12 protein-coding genes are annotated in these 14077 nt (G+C 70.2%); 8 read left to right on the top strand and 4 right to left on the bottom strand.

All coding sequences use genetic code 11. The annotated features are described in order from the left end of the window. Window positions 1–631: 631 nt before the first annotated feature. Complete coding sequence (locus tag QZ772_RS12640; RefSeq protein ID WP_295526636.1) at window positions 632–3598, bottom strand: DNA topoisomerase III; 2967 nt, start codon at window positions 3596–3598, stop codon at window positions 632–634. A 188-nt stretch (window positions 3599–3786) separates the two neighbouring features. Here QZ772_RS12640 and QZ772_RS12635 point away from each other — a divergent pair, with 188 nt between their 5' ends. From QZ772_RS12635 to QZ772_RS12625, 3 genes are read left to right on the top strand one after another with little or no spacing between them, the layout of a single operon-like run. Continuing rightward, window positions 3787–4455 carry an SET domain-containing protein-lysine N-methyltransferase gene (locus QZ772_RS12635; protein WP_295526634.1) on the top strand — a complete coding sequence of 223 codons (669 nt, stop codon included), beginning with the start codon at window positions 3787–3789 and terminating at the stop codon, window positions 4453–4455. Continuing rightward, window positions 4455–5267 carry a biotin--[acetyl-CoA-carboxylase] ligase gene (locus QZ772_RS12630; protein WP_295526631.1) on the top strand — a complete coding sequence of 271 codons (813 nt, stop codon included), beginning with the start codon at window positions 4455–4457 and terminating at the stop codon, window positions 5265–5267. The genes QZ772_RS12635 and QZ772_RS12630 overlap by 1 nt, the downstream gene beginning before the upstream one ends. Before the next feature lie 7 nt (window positions 5268–5274). Continuing rightward, window positions 5275–5505 carry a sporulation protein gene (locus QZ772_RS12625; RefSeq protein ID WP_295526629.1) on the top strand — a complete coding sequence of 77 codons (231 nt, stop codon included), beginning with the start codon at window positions 5275–5277 and terminating at the stop codon, window positions 5503–5505. A gap of 12 nt (window positions 5506–5517) precedes the next feature. Here QZ772_RS12625 and QZ772_RS12620 read toward each other — a convergent pair whose 3' ends face one another. The 3 genes from QZ772_RS12620 to QZ772_RS12610 all read right to left on the bottom strand — a co-directional run bounded on the left by QZ772_RS12620 (window position 5518) and on the right by QZ772_RS12610 (window position 8346). Continuing rightward, complete coding sequence (locus QZ772_RS12620) at window positions 5518–7053, bottom strand: sensor histidine kinase (protein ID WP_295526627.1); 1536 nt, start codon at window positions 7051–7053, stop codon at window positions 5518–5520. A 112-nt stretch (window positions 7054–7165) separates the two neighbouring features. Then, complete coding sequence (locus QZ772_RS12615) at window positions 7166–7840, bottom strand: response regulator transcription factor (RefSeq protein WP_076507056.1); 675 nt, start codon at window positions 7838–7840, stop codon at window positions 7166–7168. Window positions 7841–7866: 26 nt separating this feature from the next. After that, window positions 7867–8346: a helix-turn-helix domain-containing protein gene (locus QZ772_RS12610; protein WP_295526624.1), complete on the bottom strand. Its 480-nt coding sequence runs from the start codon at window positions 8344–8346 to the stop codon at window positions 7867–7869. A 125-nt stretch (window positions 8347–8471) separates the two neighbouring features. Here QZ772_RS12610 and recA point away from each other — a divergent pair, with 125 nt between their 5' ends. The 5 genes from recA (at window position 8472) to QZ772_RS12585 (ending at window position 14050) form a co-directional block, all read left to right on the top strand. Further along, window positions 8472–9527 (top strand): recombinase RecA, encoded by a 1056-nt coding sequence (gene recA / locus QZ772_RS12605; RefSeq protein ID WP_294378852.1) that lies wholly within the window; start codon window positions 8472–8474, stop codon window positions 9525–9527. 6 nt (window positions 9528–9533) lie between these two features. Then, complete coding sequence (gene recX / locus QZ772_RS12600) at window positions 9534–10154, top strand: recombination regulator RecX (RefSeq protein WP_366510588.1); 621 nt, start codon at window positions 9534–9536, stop codon at window positions 10152–10154. A gap of 101 nt (window positions 10155–10255) precedes the next feature. Next, window positions 10256–11191 carry a MurR/RpiR family transcriptional regulator gene (locus QZ772_RS12595; protein WP_295526618.1) on the top strand — a complete coding sequence of 312 codons (936 nt, stop codon included), beginning with the start codon at window positions 10256–10258 and terminating at the stop codon, window positions 11189–11191. Continuing rightward, window positions 11188–12153 (top strand): isoaspartyl peptidase/L-asparaginase family protein, encoded by a 966-nt coding sequence (locus tag QZ772_RS12590; RefSeq protein ID WP_295526615.1) that lies wholly within the window; start codon window positions 11188–11190, stop codon window positions 12151–12153. The genes QZ772_RS12595 and QZ772_RS12590 overlap by 4 nt, the downstream gene beginning before the upstream one ends. A 7-nt stretch (window positions 12154–12160) precedes the next feature. Then, complete coding sequence (locus QZ772_RS12585) at window positions 12161–14050, top strand: dipeptide ABC transporter ATP-binding protein (RefSeq protein WP_295526613.1); 1890 nt, start codon at window positions 12161–12163, stop codon at window positions 14048–14050. Window positions 14051–14077 lie beyond the last annotated feature (27 nt).

Below are 14077 nucleotides of genomic sequence, written 5' to 3'. Positions count from 1 at the left end.
CTCAGGGTGTCGGTCGGTAGGGTCTGAAGCTACCGCCGATGCCTGTCGATGTCCCTACATCCCGGCTCCTCGCCCTTTCTCACAGGTTGGTTGATGGAAACCAAACCATACAAGCCTGTCGAAGCCTCGCACGTCAAGGTTGTATGACGCGGGCTGATGCGGGCCGGGACGACCGGACCTTTGCGCCGCGCGCCGCTCTGCCCTTCGATAGGCTCAGGGCGAACGGATTCGGGGCGGTGGCGCAATCTCGGCCGTTCAGGCGCAGCGTCGGCGGAGGATGCCGGTGTGCGTGCGGAGGTGCCATTCGCGGCGCCGTGCAGTGTCCCAAGCACGTCGATGGAGAGCGAGCACCCGTCTCGTGCAGCAAGCCGGTCAGCGCGAGCGTGCACCGGGAGCGCGCATGCCGGCGTCCTCTGCCGCGTTAGCGCCCATCCCACCCGCGCCCCCTGCCCGGCCACGCAACCCACGCAACCCACGCAACCCACGCAGCGCACGACACGCACGCCACGTTGCGCCACGCCACGTTGCGCCGCGCGAACCACGAACCACGAACCGTAATCCAAAGCTCAGGACTTGCGCCGTCCAGAACCCACCCCGAGCAGACCGGATGCGAGCCCCGGCCCCCCCAACCTCAGCCTTCCAGGTTCTTCCCCACGATCCCGGCCAGATCGAACATCGACACCTGGTCGCGACCGAACAGCGGACGCAGTTTGTCGTCGGCGTTGATGGCGCGCTTGTCCTTCGCGTCCTGCAGGCCGTTGGCCTTGATGTAGTCCCACAGCTTCTTGATCACCTCGGGCCGGGCCACCGGTTCCGGACCGATCACCGCCGCGAGCGCCGCACTGGGCTGGCGGCCCGCTGCGGCGCTGGTCTTGCGCGGGGCCTTGGGAGCCGCCGCCTTCTTGGCCGCCGGGGCCTTGGCGGCGGTCTTCGTCGCACTCTTTGCAGCCGCCTTCTTGGCAGCTGGCACTCGGGCCGGCGCCGCCGAGGCCGTCTTGCGCGGCGGGAACTTGGAGGCGCGCGGCTCGAACTCGAACGTCACCTTGCCCTCTTCCGCATTCCAGGCCAGGAAGGCCTTGAAGGACCGGCGCGTGCGCATGCTGACGAACTTGTCGAGCAGGTCCGTCTTGCCGGTGGCCAGCAGCTTGCGCATCTGCTCCTCCTCCACCGGCTGCTGCAGGATCACCTTGCCGGTCTTGAAGTCGCAGCTGGGCGTGGGATGGTCGGCCGTGGGCACCGAGCGTTCGCACACATAGTTGGCGCCCAACTCGTGCACGCCCGCGCCGCACTTGGGGCAGGGGCCCAGCGAGGGCGCGGCGCCGAAGTCGATGATCTCGCCGGTCTCGGCCGGGTCCTTGCCGTCGTCGCCGAAGTCGAACTCCAGCTTCCAGTTGTGGTCCTCCTCGCTGTGCTTGAGCACGATCTCGGCCACGAAGGGCCAGCCGGCCTTGGAGCGGAAGCCTTCCAGCGGGCCGATGTGCTTGTTGGCCACCAACTGCTCGGACTCGGCCAGTTCGAAGGTGCGGCCGGCGGGCGACTTGGTGAAGGAAAAGCCGCAGGCGTCCTGCCCGCTGCCGGACTTGCCGGTGCACGCGAAGCGCCGGTAGTTCTCACGCACGATGCCGCCGCAGTTGGGACACGGCGCCGACAGCGTGGCGTAGTCGCCGGGCACAGTGTCGCGGTCGTATTCCTTGGCCTTGCGCACGATGTGCTCGGTCATGCCCGCGATCTGGCGCATGAACTCGTCGCGGCTCAGGTGGCCCTGCTCCATCTGCGCCAGCTTGTGCTCCCACTCGCCGGTCAGCTCGGGCTTGGAGAGTTCCTCCACGCCCAGGCCGCGCAGCAGCGTCATCAGCTGGAAGGCCTTGGCGGTGGGGATCAGCTCGCGGCCCTCGCGCAGCATGTACTTTTCGTTGAGCAGGCCTTCGATGATGGCGGCGCGGGTGGCCGGCGTGCCCAGGCCCTTCTCCTGCATGGCCTCGCGCAGCTCGTCGTCGTCCACCAGCTTGCCGGCGCCTTCCATGGCGCCCAGCAGCGTGGCTTCGCTGTAGCGCGCCGGCGGGCGGGTCTTGAGGGCCTTGACCTCGGCGCTCTCGGTGTTCACCTGCTCGCCGGGCTTCACCGGCACCAGTGTCTTGCCGTCCTTGTCGTCGTCGTCGGTGGCGGCTTCCTTGCCGTAGATGGCCAGCCAGCCCGGCTTGACCAGCACTTTGCCGTCGGAGCGGAAGCTGTGCTTCTTGCCCGCCGCTTCCACAGTGCTGATGCGCGTCGTGACCTGGAATTCGGCGCTCGGAAAGAACACCGACAGGAAGCGCCGTACCACGAAGTCGTAGAGCTTCTGCTCGGCGTCCGACAGGCCGCTGGGCGCCTGCAGCGTGGGAATGATGGCGAAGTGGTCCGACACCTTGGCGTTGTCGAACACGCGCTTGGTGGGCTTGACGTAGTTCTGGTCGATGGCCTGCTGCGCGAAGGGCGCCAGGTGACGCATGCCGCTGGTGGCGAGCATGCCCATCGTGTCCTTGACCACCGGCAGGTAATCCTCGGGCAGGGCGCGCGAGTCGGTCCGCGGATAGGTCAGCGCCTTGTGGCGTTCATAGAGCGACTGTGCCAGCGCCAGCGTGGTCTTGGCCGAAAAGCCGAAGCGGCTGTTGGCCTCGCGCTGCAGCGAAGTGAGGTCGAACAGCAGCGGGCTGGCCTGGGTGGTGGGCTTGCTCTCTTCGGTGACCGTGGCGGGCCGGCCGCGCACCGCCTCGGCGATGGCGCGGGCCTCGGCCGCCGTCCACAGGCGATCGGCGCGCTGCTCGGGGTCGGGTTCGCCATTGGGCAGCAGCGGGGCGTTGGCCTTCTTCCACGCCGGGTCGAAATACTTGCCCGGGTACTGGCCGGCCTGCGCCTGGAAGACGGCATGGATCTCCCAGTAGTCGCGGCTGACGAACTTGCGGATCTGCTCCTCGCGCTCGACCACGATGGACAACGTGGGCGTCTGCACTCGGCCGACGGTGGTCAGGAAGAAGCCACCGTCGCGCGAGTTGAAGGCCGTCATGGCCCGCGTGCCGTTGATGCCCACCAGCCAGTCGGCCTCGGAGCGCGAGCGGGCGGCATCGGCCAGGCCCTGCATCTCGCGCTCGGAGCGCAGGCGGTCGAAGCCGTCGCGGATGGCCTGCGGCGTCATCGACTGCAGCCAGAGCCGGCGAATGGGCTTGCCCAGCGGCTTGGCGCCGCCGGCGTACTGCTCGATCAGCCGGAAGATCAGCTCGCCCTCGCGGCCCGCGTCGCAGGCGTTGACGAGCTGCGTCACGTCCTTGCGGCGGGCCAGGCGCACCACGGCGTTCAGGCGGCCCTTGGTCTTGTCCACGGGCTTGAGGTCGAAGTGCGGCGGGATCACCGGCAGGTGGGCGAAGCTCCACTTGCCGCGCTTGACGTCGTACTGCTCCGGGGCCTGGATTTCCACCAGGTGGCCCACGGCGCTGGTCACGACGTAGTTGTCGTTCTCGAAATGCTCGTCGTGCTTGTCGAACTTGCCGGACACGGGCGTGAGCGCGCGCACGATGTCCTGCGCCACCGACGGCTTTTCCGCAATCACCAAGGTCTTCGTCATCTGGAAATCTCTCATGGGCAAGAGCCGCCAGGGGCCCGGACGGACCGGCACCTTCGGGGACAAAACACCAGCGCCCACGATGGACGGCGGCGGCCGGCGACGCGCCGGACGGCTCTCTATACTCTGCGCCTCTCGCGCACGTGCGCATGCGCGCACATGTGCACATCTCAAGCTATCAGAACTCGGCGATGCCCTCCAAATCCCCTTCTTCGCCCGCCCCCACTGCCGGCCGCCGCATCCAGACACGGCGCTCCGGCGTGCATGGCAAGGGGGTGTTCGCGACGCAGGACATCGCCGCGGGCGAGCTGGTGATCGAGTACACAGGCGAGGTCATCAGCTGGAAGGAGGCGCTGCGGCGCCATCCGCACGACCCGGCCCAGCCCAACCACACCTTCTACTTCCACATCGATGACAAGCATGTGATCGATGGGAAGGTGCACGGCAACTCGGCCAAGTGGATCAACCACTCCTGCGGGCCCAACTGCGAGACCGAGGTCGAGGACGGCCGCGTGTTCATCCGCGCGCTGCGCGACATCGCTGCGGGCGAGGAACTCAACTACGACTACGGCCTGGTGATCGACTCGCCGTACACGCCCGAGCTGCTGGCCGACTTCCCCTGCTGGTGCGGCTCGCCCGACTGCCGCGGCACGCTGCTGGCGCCGCCGGAGGACGCCGAGGCCGTGCCCGGCAAGGGTGGCAAGAAGAAGAACAAGGGGAAAGCGAAGAAGACGAAGAAGGCCGGGTCCGGCAAGAAGGCGGAAAAGTCGGCCAAATCCGCCAAGTCGGATAAGAAGGCGGGCACCAAGGCCGACGCCGGGGCCAAGGCCCGCAAGAAGAAGGCGAAGGGCAAGGCCTGATGGCCGCCACCACGTCGCAGGCCTGGCCCATCGACGCGCTGCGGCAGGCCCTGGCAGCGCAACTGCCCGGCCTGGGTGTCGAAGTCGTGACCCAGATCGACTCCACCAACACCGAACTCATGCGCCGTGCCCGGGCCGGCGACACGCGGCCTGTGCTGCTCGTGGCCGAGCACCAGACCGCCGGCCGCGGCCGGCTAGGTCGCCAGTGGGAAGGTGGCGCACCCCAGGCGCAGGCGGCCTCGCTGATGTTCTCCCTCGCCCTGCCGCTCGCGCCGCGCAGCTGGTCGGGCCTGTCGTTGGCGGTGGGCGTGAGCGCGGCCGAGTCGCTCGATCCGCTCGGCACGGCGGGCGTGCAGATCAAGTGGCCCAACGACCTGTGGGTGCAGGACCGCAAGCTGGCCGGCATCCTGATCGAGACCGCGTCCACCGGCCATGCTGCGGCGGGGCCGCGACAGGTGGTCATCGGCATCGGCATCAACATCGGCCCGCGGCCCGCCGAGGCTATGCGCACGCCGCCTGCCTGGGTTCGCCAGTGGGCGCCGCAGGCCGAGCCGGCCAACGTGCTGCTTGCCCTGGCGCCTGCACTGCTGGCCGAGGTGCTGCGCTTCGCCGACGAGGGTTTCGCGCCCGTGGTGCCGCGCTTTGCGGCGCGCGACGCGCTGCTGGGTCGCGATGTGCACCTGAGCGACGGCACCGCCGGCCGCTGCGAAGGCGTGGCGCCCGGCGGCGAGCTGCGCATCGCCACCGCCTCCGGTCTGCGGCTGGTGGACAGCGCCGAAGTCAGCGTGCGGCCCTTGGGCCAGGCCTTCTGAGCGACCCATGCTCCTGCGCCTGTTCGTCATCGCCCTCGTGCTGGCCAATGCCGGCTACTTCCTGTGGGCCCGCGGCGACCTGGCCGGCTTCGGCCTCGTGCCCGCGAGCCTGCGCGAGCGCGAGCCCCAGCGGCTCAACACGCAGATCCGGCCCGAGCTGCTGGAGGTGCGACCCGCGCCGGCCGACGCGCCGGCGGCCCCGGCACCCGACCCCGCCAGCTCCTCGCCAGCGCGCTGAGCGGGCCAGATGTCAGCCCTCCGGGGGCTCTGTATCGAAGCGCACCGTAAAGCGCGTACCGGGCGGATGCTGCCCCGGATGCGCCTCCTGCAGCAGCACCTGCGCCCGGTGCTGGCCGGCGATCTCGCGCACGATCGGCAGGCCCAGACCCGAGCCGTCGGCCTCGTTGCCCAGCACGCGGTAGAAGGGCTCGAACACCAGCTCGCGCTCGGCCTCGGGGATGCCGGGGCCGTTGTCCTCCACCTGCAGCAGCAGCACATGGCCGAAGGGGTCGGCCAGCACCCGTGCCGTGATGACGCCGGGCCGGCCCGGCGCGGAGGGCGTGTAGTTGATGGCGTTGTCCAGCAGGTTGCGGATCAGCTCGCGCAGCAGCGTGGGATTGCCCGGCAGCGTCACGCCGGCCGCGCCCGGCTGCGCGCCGTCGTAGCCCAGGTCCAACGACTTGTCCATGGCGCGCGGCAGCAGCTCGCGCACGGCGTCGATGGTCAGCCGGGCCAGATCGCAGGGCTGGCGCGCCAGCACGCCGGCACCGCCCTCGGCCCGGGCCAGGGCCAGCAGCTGGTTGACGGTGTGCGTGGCGCGCATGCTGGCGCGGCCGATCTGCTTGAGCGACTGCTTGAGCTCGTCGGCGTTGGCGCCCTCGCGCTGGGCCAGGTCGGCCTGCATGCGCAGGCCGGCCAGCGGCGTCTTGAGCTGATGGGCCGCGTCGGCCAAAAAGCGCTTCTGCGTGCCGATGGAGTCGTGCAGCTTGGTCAGCAACTCGTTGAGCGAGGACACCAGCGGCGCCACCTCCAGCGGGATCGAGGTGGCGTCGATGGGGCGCAGGTCGTCGGGCTGGCGCTCGCGGATGCGGTCCTCCACCACCGACAGCGGCTTGATGCCGCGGGCCAGTGCGATCCACAGCAGCATGACGCCCAGCGGCACCAGCGCGAACTGCGGCAGCAGCACGCCGGTGATGATCTCGCGCGCATGCGCGGCCTGGCGCGCGCGGGTCTCGGCCAGTTGCACCAGCAGCAGGCTGGCGCCATCCGCGTCCTCGGGTTCGGCGATGGTCTCCGGCAGGTCCGACGCCCCTTCGGTGGCCAGGGCGATGCGGCCGGTGAGGGCCAGGCCGGCATTGCCCGGCCGCACCCACAGGTGGGCAATGCGCACCTCGCGGCCCTGCATCTGGCCGTCGTCGATGTAGACCACGCCGGGCACGGGCGTCTGGGCCAGGTGCGGCCCGGGCAGACCGCCAGTGCCGGCCAGCCGCCGGCCCTGGGCATCCAGCACCTGGAACCAGACGCGGTCGTCTTCGCTGCCGCGCAGCACCTCGGTGACCAGCGGCGGCACGTCCGGTGCGCGGCCCTGGGCGGCGGCGCGTGCGGCTTCGGCAGCGATCAGCCGCACGCCGTGGGCCAGCGCCCGATCGTAGGGCGCGTTGGCGATGCCCTGGGCCACCAGCCAGGTCAGGCCGATGCTCAGCAGGATGAGGACGATGGCCGGCGCCAGCAGCGAATCGAGGATTTCGCCGAAGAGTGAGTTCTGGGCGCGCTGGAAGAGCTTCATGCCGATTGGGGGAAAGGGGACCGCGCCCCCGTGCGGGCAGGTCGCCGCTGCGCGGCGCGGCCGGCGGGTTCAGGGCAGATGCAGGCACCGCGCCGCACTGGCCGCCCGCCCGTCACCCGTCGATCTTTTCCAGGCAATAGCCCAGGCCGCGCACGGTGGCGATGCGGATCGGGCCCTTCTCGATCTTCTTGCGCAGCCGGTGCACGTAGACCTCGATGGCGTTGAAGCTCACTTCCTCGCCCCATTCGCACAGGTGCTCCACCAGCTGGTCCTTGCTGACCAGGCGGCCGGCGCGCTGCAGCAGCACCTCCAGCAGGCCGAGTTCGCGTGCGGACAGCTCGACCATCTTGCCGTCGATGGTGGCCACCCGGCCCGCCTGGTCGTAGACCAGCGGGCCATGCCTGATGGCGTTGCTGGTGGCGCCCATGCCGCGGCGCGTGAGGGCGCGCACGCGGGCCTCCAGTTCCTGCAGCGAGAAGGGCTTGGCCATGTAGTCGTCGGCGCCATGGTCCAGGCCCTTGACGCGCTCCTCCACCGAATCGGCGGCGGTGAGCACCAGCACCGGCACCTGCGAGCCCCGCGCCCGCAGGCGCTTGAGCACCTCCAGGCCATGCAGCTTGGGCAGGCCCAGGTCGAGGATCAGCAGGTCGAACTCGTTGTTGGTCATGAGCGCCGCATCGGCCTGTGGGCCGGTGGCCACATGGTCGACGGCCGCGCCCGAGGTGCGCAGGCTGCGCAGCAGGGCATCGGCAAGCACCTGGTCGTCTTCGGCGATGAGGATGCGCATGGGGGCTCTCTGGAGGGTGGCGGATTCTAGGAGCCGCAATACGCTTCGAGCCCCAGGGCAACCACCGTCGCCACCTCGTCGCCGACGCTGGCGCGGAACTCGGCCTCGGCCCGCGCGACGCAACGGCGGAAGGCCTCCAGCCAGGCCAGGCCGTCGGCGGTGAAGACGATGCGCCGGGCCCGCGCGTCCAGCGGATCGGCCTCGCGACGCACCAGGCCCCAGGCCTCGCACTGGTCCACCAGGGCGCCCATGGCCTGCTTGGTCATGCCGGCCGATTCGGCCAGCTCGACCAGCCGCGAGCCGCCGCGCGCCAGGTGGCGGGTGATGTGGATGTGCGCCGCCGTCACCTGCTGGCGCGCCGCCAGGTTCGACAGCGCCAGCGGCACCTCCACGTCATGGGCCATCAGTTCGTAGACGCGGGCGTCGAAGCGACGCACGGCATGACCGAGCAAGCGGCCGAGGTGGGTCTGGCGCCAGTCGTCGTCCTTTGGCTCTGCAAGGTCCATGGCAAATGGTAAGCCAAACTGACGAAAAAACGGCTTGGCAGAAAAATACTCGCCCCTACACTACTGTTCAAGCATCCAGCCTGTAGATCAAGACAGGCACCCATCCACACCTCAAGGAGTCACTCATGGACGCACCCGTCAAGGCCGCCAACAGCGAAAAGGCAAAGGCCCTGCAAGCCGCACTGGCCCAGATCGAAAAGCAGTTCGGCAAGGGCACCATCATGCGCCTGGGCGAGGGCGAGAAGATCGAGGACATCCAGGTCGTCTCCACCGGCTCGCTGGGCCTGGACATCGCGCTGGGCGTCGGCGGCCTGCCGCGCGGCCGCGTGATCGAGATCTACGGCCCGGAGTCGTCCGGCAAGACCACGCTGACGCTGCAGGTCATTGCCGAGATGCAGAAGCAGGGCGGCCAGTGCGCCTTCGTGGATGCGGAGCATGCGCTGGACATCCAATATGCCCAGAAGCTGGGCGTGACCGTGTCGGACCTGCTGATCAGCCAGCCCGACACGGGCGAGCAGGCGCTCGAAATCGTCGACAGCCTGGTGCGCTCGGGCGCCGTGGACCTGATCGTGGTCGACTCGGTGGCCGCACTCACGCCCAAGGCCGAAATCGAGGGCGAGATGGGCGACAGCCTCCCCGGCCTGCAGGCCCGCCTGATGAGCCAGGCGCTGCGCAAGCTGACCGCCACGATCAAGAAGACCAACTGCATGGTCATCTTCATCAACCAGATCCGCATGAAGATCGGCGTGATGTTCGGCAGCCCCGAGACCACCACCGGCGGCAATGCGCTGAAGTTCTACGCCTCGGTGCGCCTGGACATCCGCCGCACCGGCACCATCAAGAAGGGCGACGAGGCCATCGGCAACGAGACCAAGGTGAAGGTGGTCAAGAACAAGGTGAGCCCGCCCTTCAAGACGGCCGAATTCGACATCCTGTTCGGCGAAGGCATCAGCCGCGAGGGCGAGATCATCGACATGGGCGTCACGGCGCGCATCGTCGAGAAGTCGGGCGCCTGGTATGCCTACAACGGCGAGAAGATCGGCCAGGGCCGCGACAACGCCCGCGAGTTCCTGCGCGAGAACCCGGCCCTGGCCGTGGAGATCGAGAACAAGGTGCGCGAGAGCCTGGGCATCAGCCTGCTGCCCACCGACGGCGTGGTGGACGCGCCCGACGCGGAGTAAGCCAGCATGTGGAGGGCGTCCGGGCGCCCCCGCGCCCCGGATGGGCGCAGCCCGCAGGACGACGACACGCGACCCGGGCGCAGCGCCGGAGCGCGCCGCCCTCGGGACCCACAGTCGCCCTCGCCGGACGGCGCGGCCCCTGTCGATGCCGCACCCGCGCGTCGGCGGCCGACGCTGTCGCTCAAGGGCCGCGCCCTCCAACTGCTCAGCCGCCGCGAGCATTCGCGGCTGGAGCTGGAACGCAAGCTGGCGGCCCACGAGACCGAGCCCGGCGAGCTGGCGAAGGTGCTCGACGAACTGCAGGCGCGCGGCTTCATCGACGAACAGCGGGTCATCGACTCGCTGCTGCACCAGCGCGCCGGACGCCTGGGCACCAGCCGCCTGCGGCAGGAGCTTGCTGCGAAGGGCGTGGATGCCGCAGCAGCCGCAGACGCCCTGGCAGGCTTGAAGGAGTCCGAACCCGCGCGCGCACGCGCCTTATGGCTCAAGCGCTTCGGCAAGCCACCGACCGATGCCCGCGAGCGCGGGCGCCAAATGCGTTTCCTGCTGGCGCGTGGTTTTTCGGCAGACGTGGCAGCACGGGCGATGCGCGCCCTTCCGGACGAGGACGACGGCGAGGCACACTGAACTCCCTGGCCCGGACTTTGCTGTGGGAAGTAGAAAACGATCAAAAGTTTTCTCCGGATGCACCAAGCGTGTAAATTCGCTTTCACATCCGCCCCATTTCCGTGCTCGCGCCCACCAACACCCCGCCCACGCCCCACGGCACCCATTCCGTCGCCCAGCGCATCGCGCAGGCGCGGCCGCAGCTGTCGCGCCTGCATCGGCAGGTGGCGGATGTGGTGCTGGCCCAGCCGCTGCAGGTGGCCACGCTCTCCATCGACGAGCTGGCGGCGCGCGCGGACGTGTCGGTCGCCACGGCCAACCGCTTCGCGCGGGCGCTGGGTTTCGACGGCTACCCGGCCTTCCGGGCCGAGCTGGTGCGCGGCTTCGAGGCGCTGCTCGCGCCGGTCGAACAGTTGCGCAGCCAGGTCGAATCCGGCCCGGCCAGCGCGGCGGACGCCTTCGCCAGCGCGCTGGAGGAATGCCGCCAGAACATCGAAGGCACCCGCCAGGCGCTGACGCCTCAGGCCTGCGAGGCCGCCGTGGCGCTGCTGCGCGAGGCCCGCACCATCTACATCGCCGGCTATGGCGCCAGCGCCTGGCTCGGCGGACTGTTGCAGCACGGACTGGAAACCCACTGCGACGACGTGCGCCTGCTGGCCAGCGCCGCGGGCGCCACCCACGCCGCCCGCGCACTGGCCCGCAGCACGCCACAGGACCTGGTGGTGGCCATCAGCTTCCCCCGTTACCTGGCCGACACCGTGGCCCTGGCCGAGCAGGCCCGCGCCCGCGGCACGCCGGTGCTCGCCATCACCGACCATGCGGCCTCGCCGCTGGCGCCGCTGGCCGATGTGGCCCTCTTCGCCCAGGCCCGCAGCCGCTTCCGCGCCAATTGCGAGAGCAGCGTGCTGGCGCTGATCGAAGCCCTGATCATTGCTCTGTCGCTGCAAAGCCGCGAAGCGCTGCAGGCTGCACGCGGCACCGCCGAGGCCATCGCGCCATGGATCTGGAACACGCGCACCGGCCGCCGTGGCGTCGACCCCAAGGACCTTTCCGCATGATTCTTCCCGCCCTCGCGCTGCACGGCGGCGCCGGCACCATCACGGCCGCCAGCCTCAGTGCCGATGACGCCCGCGGCTACCACCGGGCGCTGCACGACATCGCTGCCGCGGCCCAGGCCCTGCTGCTTGATGGCGGCAGCGCGCTCGACGCCGTCTGCCTGGCCGTGCAGATGCTGGAGGACTGCCCGCTGTTCAATGCCGGCCATGGCGCCGTGTTCACCCACGCTGGCACGCACGAGCTGGACGCCGCCGTGATGGACGGCCGCGACCTGCGCGCCGGCGCCATCGCGGGCGTGAGCCGGCTGCGCAATCCGGTGCACACGGCGCGCGCCGTGATGGAGGACGGCACCCATGTGCTGCTGGCCGGCGCCGGGGCCGAGGCCTTCGCGCAGGAGCGCGGCCTGGCCTTCGTCGACCCGACGTACTTTTCCACCCCCATGCGCCGCGAGCAGCTGGAGCGCGTGCGCGCCGCCGGCCGCGTGGTGCTGGACCACGACGGCGCCACCGCCGTGGCCGAGGCCCCGCGCAGTCCGCTGGACGAGGACCGCAAGATGGGCACCGTCGGCGCCGTCGCCGTCGACCGCCATGGCCATCTGGCGGCCGCCACCTCCACCGGCGGCATGACCAACAAGCGCGTGGGCCGCATCGGCGACTCGCCGCTGATCGGCGCCGGCACCTATGCGGACGACCGCTGGGCGGCCGTCTCCTGCACCGGCAGCGGCGAGATGTTCATCCGCGCCGCTGCGGCCTACGACGTCTGCGCGCGCATGCGCTATGCCGGCCAGTCGCTGGCCGAGGCGGCCGACGCGGTGGTCCACCAGAGCCTGCCCGCGCTGGGCGGCACCGGCGGGCTGATCGCGGTGGACCGTCATGGAAACCTCGCCCTGCCCTTCAACACCGAGGGCATGTACCGTGCCCATGTGCGCGGCGCCGAAGCGCCCGTCACCGCCATCCACCGCTGAATCCGACATGAGCACTGCCATTGCCGAGGCGCCCGCCGCCACCCGTGCGGCCGTCGCCCTTCCCGAAGGCCGCGTACTGCAGGTCGACGACCTGAGCGTGCGCTTCGCCACGAGAGAGCGCACCGTCGACGCGGTCAAGCACCTGGGCTTCCACGTGGACCGTGGCGAGACGCTGGCCATCGTGGGCGAGTCGGGCTCGGGCAAGTCCGTCACCTCGCTGGCGCTGATGCGCCTGGTCGACTACGGCGGCGGCCACATCCTGAACGGGCGCATGGCCCTGCGCCGGCGCAATGGCGAGGTGCTGGACCTGGCCCGGGCCTCGCAGGCCACGATGCGCGGCATCCGCGGTGCGGACATCGCCATGATCTTCCAGGAGCCGATGACCTCGCTCAACCCCGTCTTCACCGCCGGGGACCAGATCGCCGAGGCCATCGCCATCCACCAGGGCAAGAGCCAGACGGCCGCCCGCGCCGAGGCGCTGCGCATGCTGGAGCTGGTGCGCATCCCCGAGGCGCGCGAGGTGCTGCGCCGCTATCCGCACCAGCTCTCGGGCGGCATGCGCCAGCGCGTGATGATCGCCATGGCGCTGTCGTGCAAGCCGCAGCTGCTGATCGCCGACGAGCCGACCACCGCGCTGGACGTGACCATCCAGGCGCAGATCCTGGCCCTCATCGCCGAGCTACAGCGCGAGATGCAGATGGGCGTGGTCTTCATCACGCACGACATGGGCGTGGTGGCCGAGGTGGCCGACCGCGTGCTGGTGATGTACCGGGGCGACAAGGTGGAGGAAGGCCCGTCGGCGCAGCTCTTCGCGGCCCCGGCCCATCCCTATACCCGCGCCCTCCTGTCGGCGGTGCCGCGGCTGGGCGCCATGCAGGGCACCGACCGGCCTGCCCCCTTCGAGCTGCTGCGCGTCGATTCGGCCGAAGGTGCGGTCTCGCCAACGCCCGAGCACGACACCGTCCGCCACGATGCCGAGCCCATCCTGCAGGTGCGCGACCTGGTCACACGCTTCCCGTTGCGCGGCGGCTGGCTGCAGCGCGCGACCCGCGAGGTGCATGCGGTGGAGAAGGTGAGCTTCGACCTGCGCGCCGGCGAGACGCTGGCGCTGGTGGGCGAATCGGGCTGCGGCAAGAGCACCACCGGCCGCTCGCTGCTGCGACTGGTGGAGAGCCAGCGCGGCAGCATCCGCTTCGACGGCCGCGACGTGCTGGCCCTCAAGCCGGCCGAGGTGCAGGCGCTGCGCCGCGACATCCAGTTCATCTTCCAGGACCCGTACGCCTCGCTCGATCCGCGGCTGACGGTGGGCTTCTCGATCATGGAGCCGCTGCTGGTGCACGGCCTGGCCACCAAGGCCGAGGCCCAGGCGCGCGTGGAGGCGCTGCTCACCCGCGTGGGCCTGGCGCCCGAGCATGCGCAGCGCTACCCGCACGAGTTCTCCGGTGGCCAGCGCCAGCGCATCGCCATTGCGCGCGCCCTGGCATTGCAGCCCAAGGTGGTGGTGGCGGACGAGGCGGTGTCGGCACTGGACGTGTCGATCCAGGCGCAGATCGTCAACCTCATGCTCGAGCTGCAGCGCGAGATGGGCATGGCCTACCTATTCATCTCGCACGACATGGCGGTGGTGGAGCGCATCGCCCACCGCGTGGCCGTGATGTACCTGGGCCGCATCGTCGAGATCGGCCCGCGCCGCGCGGTGTTCGAAAACCCGCAGCATCCCTACACCCGCAAGCTGATGAGCGCGGTGCCGGTGGCCGATCCGTCGCGCCGCCACCAGCCGCGGGCGCTGCTGCAGGGCGAGATTCCCAGCCCCATCTTCCCGGCCGGCCACGAGCCGGAAGTGCCGCCGCTGGTGCAGGTCGGCCCGGATCATTTCGTGGCGCCGCCGCAGGGCTGACGCCCGATGCGCCTTTTCCTTTTTCGT

Source organism: uncultured Pseudacidovorax sp., assembly GCF_913773995.1.
Taxonomy (GTDB): Bacteria; Pseudomonadota; Gammaproteobacteria; order Burkholderiales; family Burkholderiaceae_C; genus Xenophilus.
This window is presented reverse-complemented; position numbering and strand designations above follow the sequence as displayed.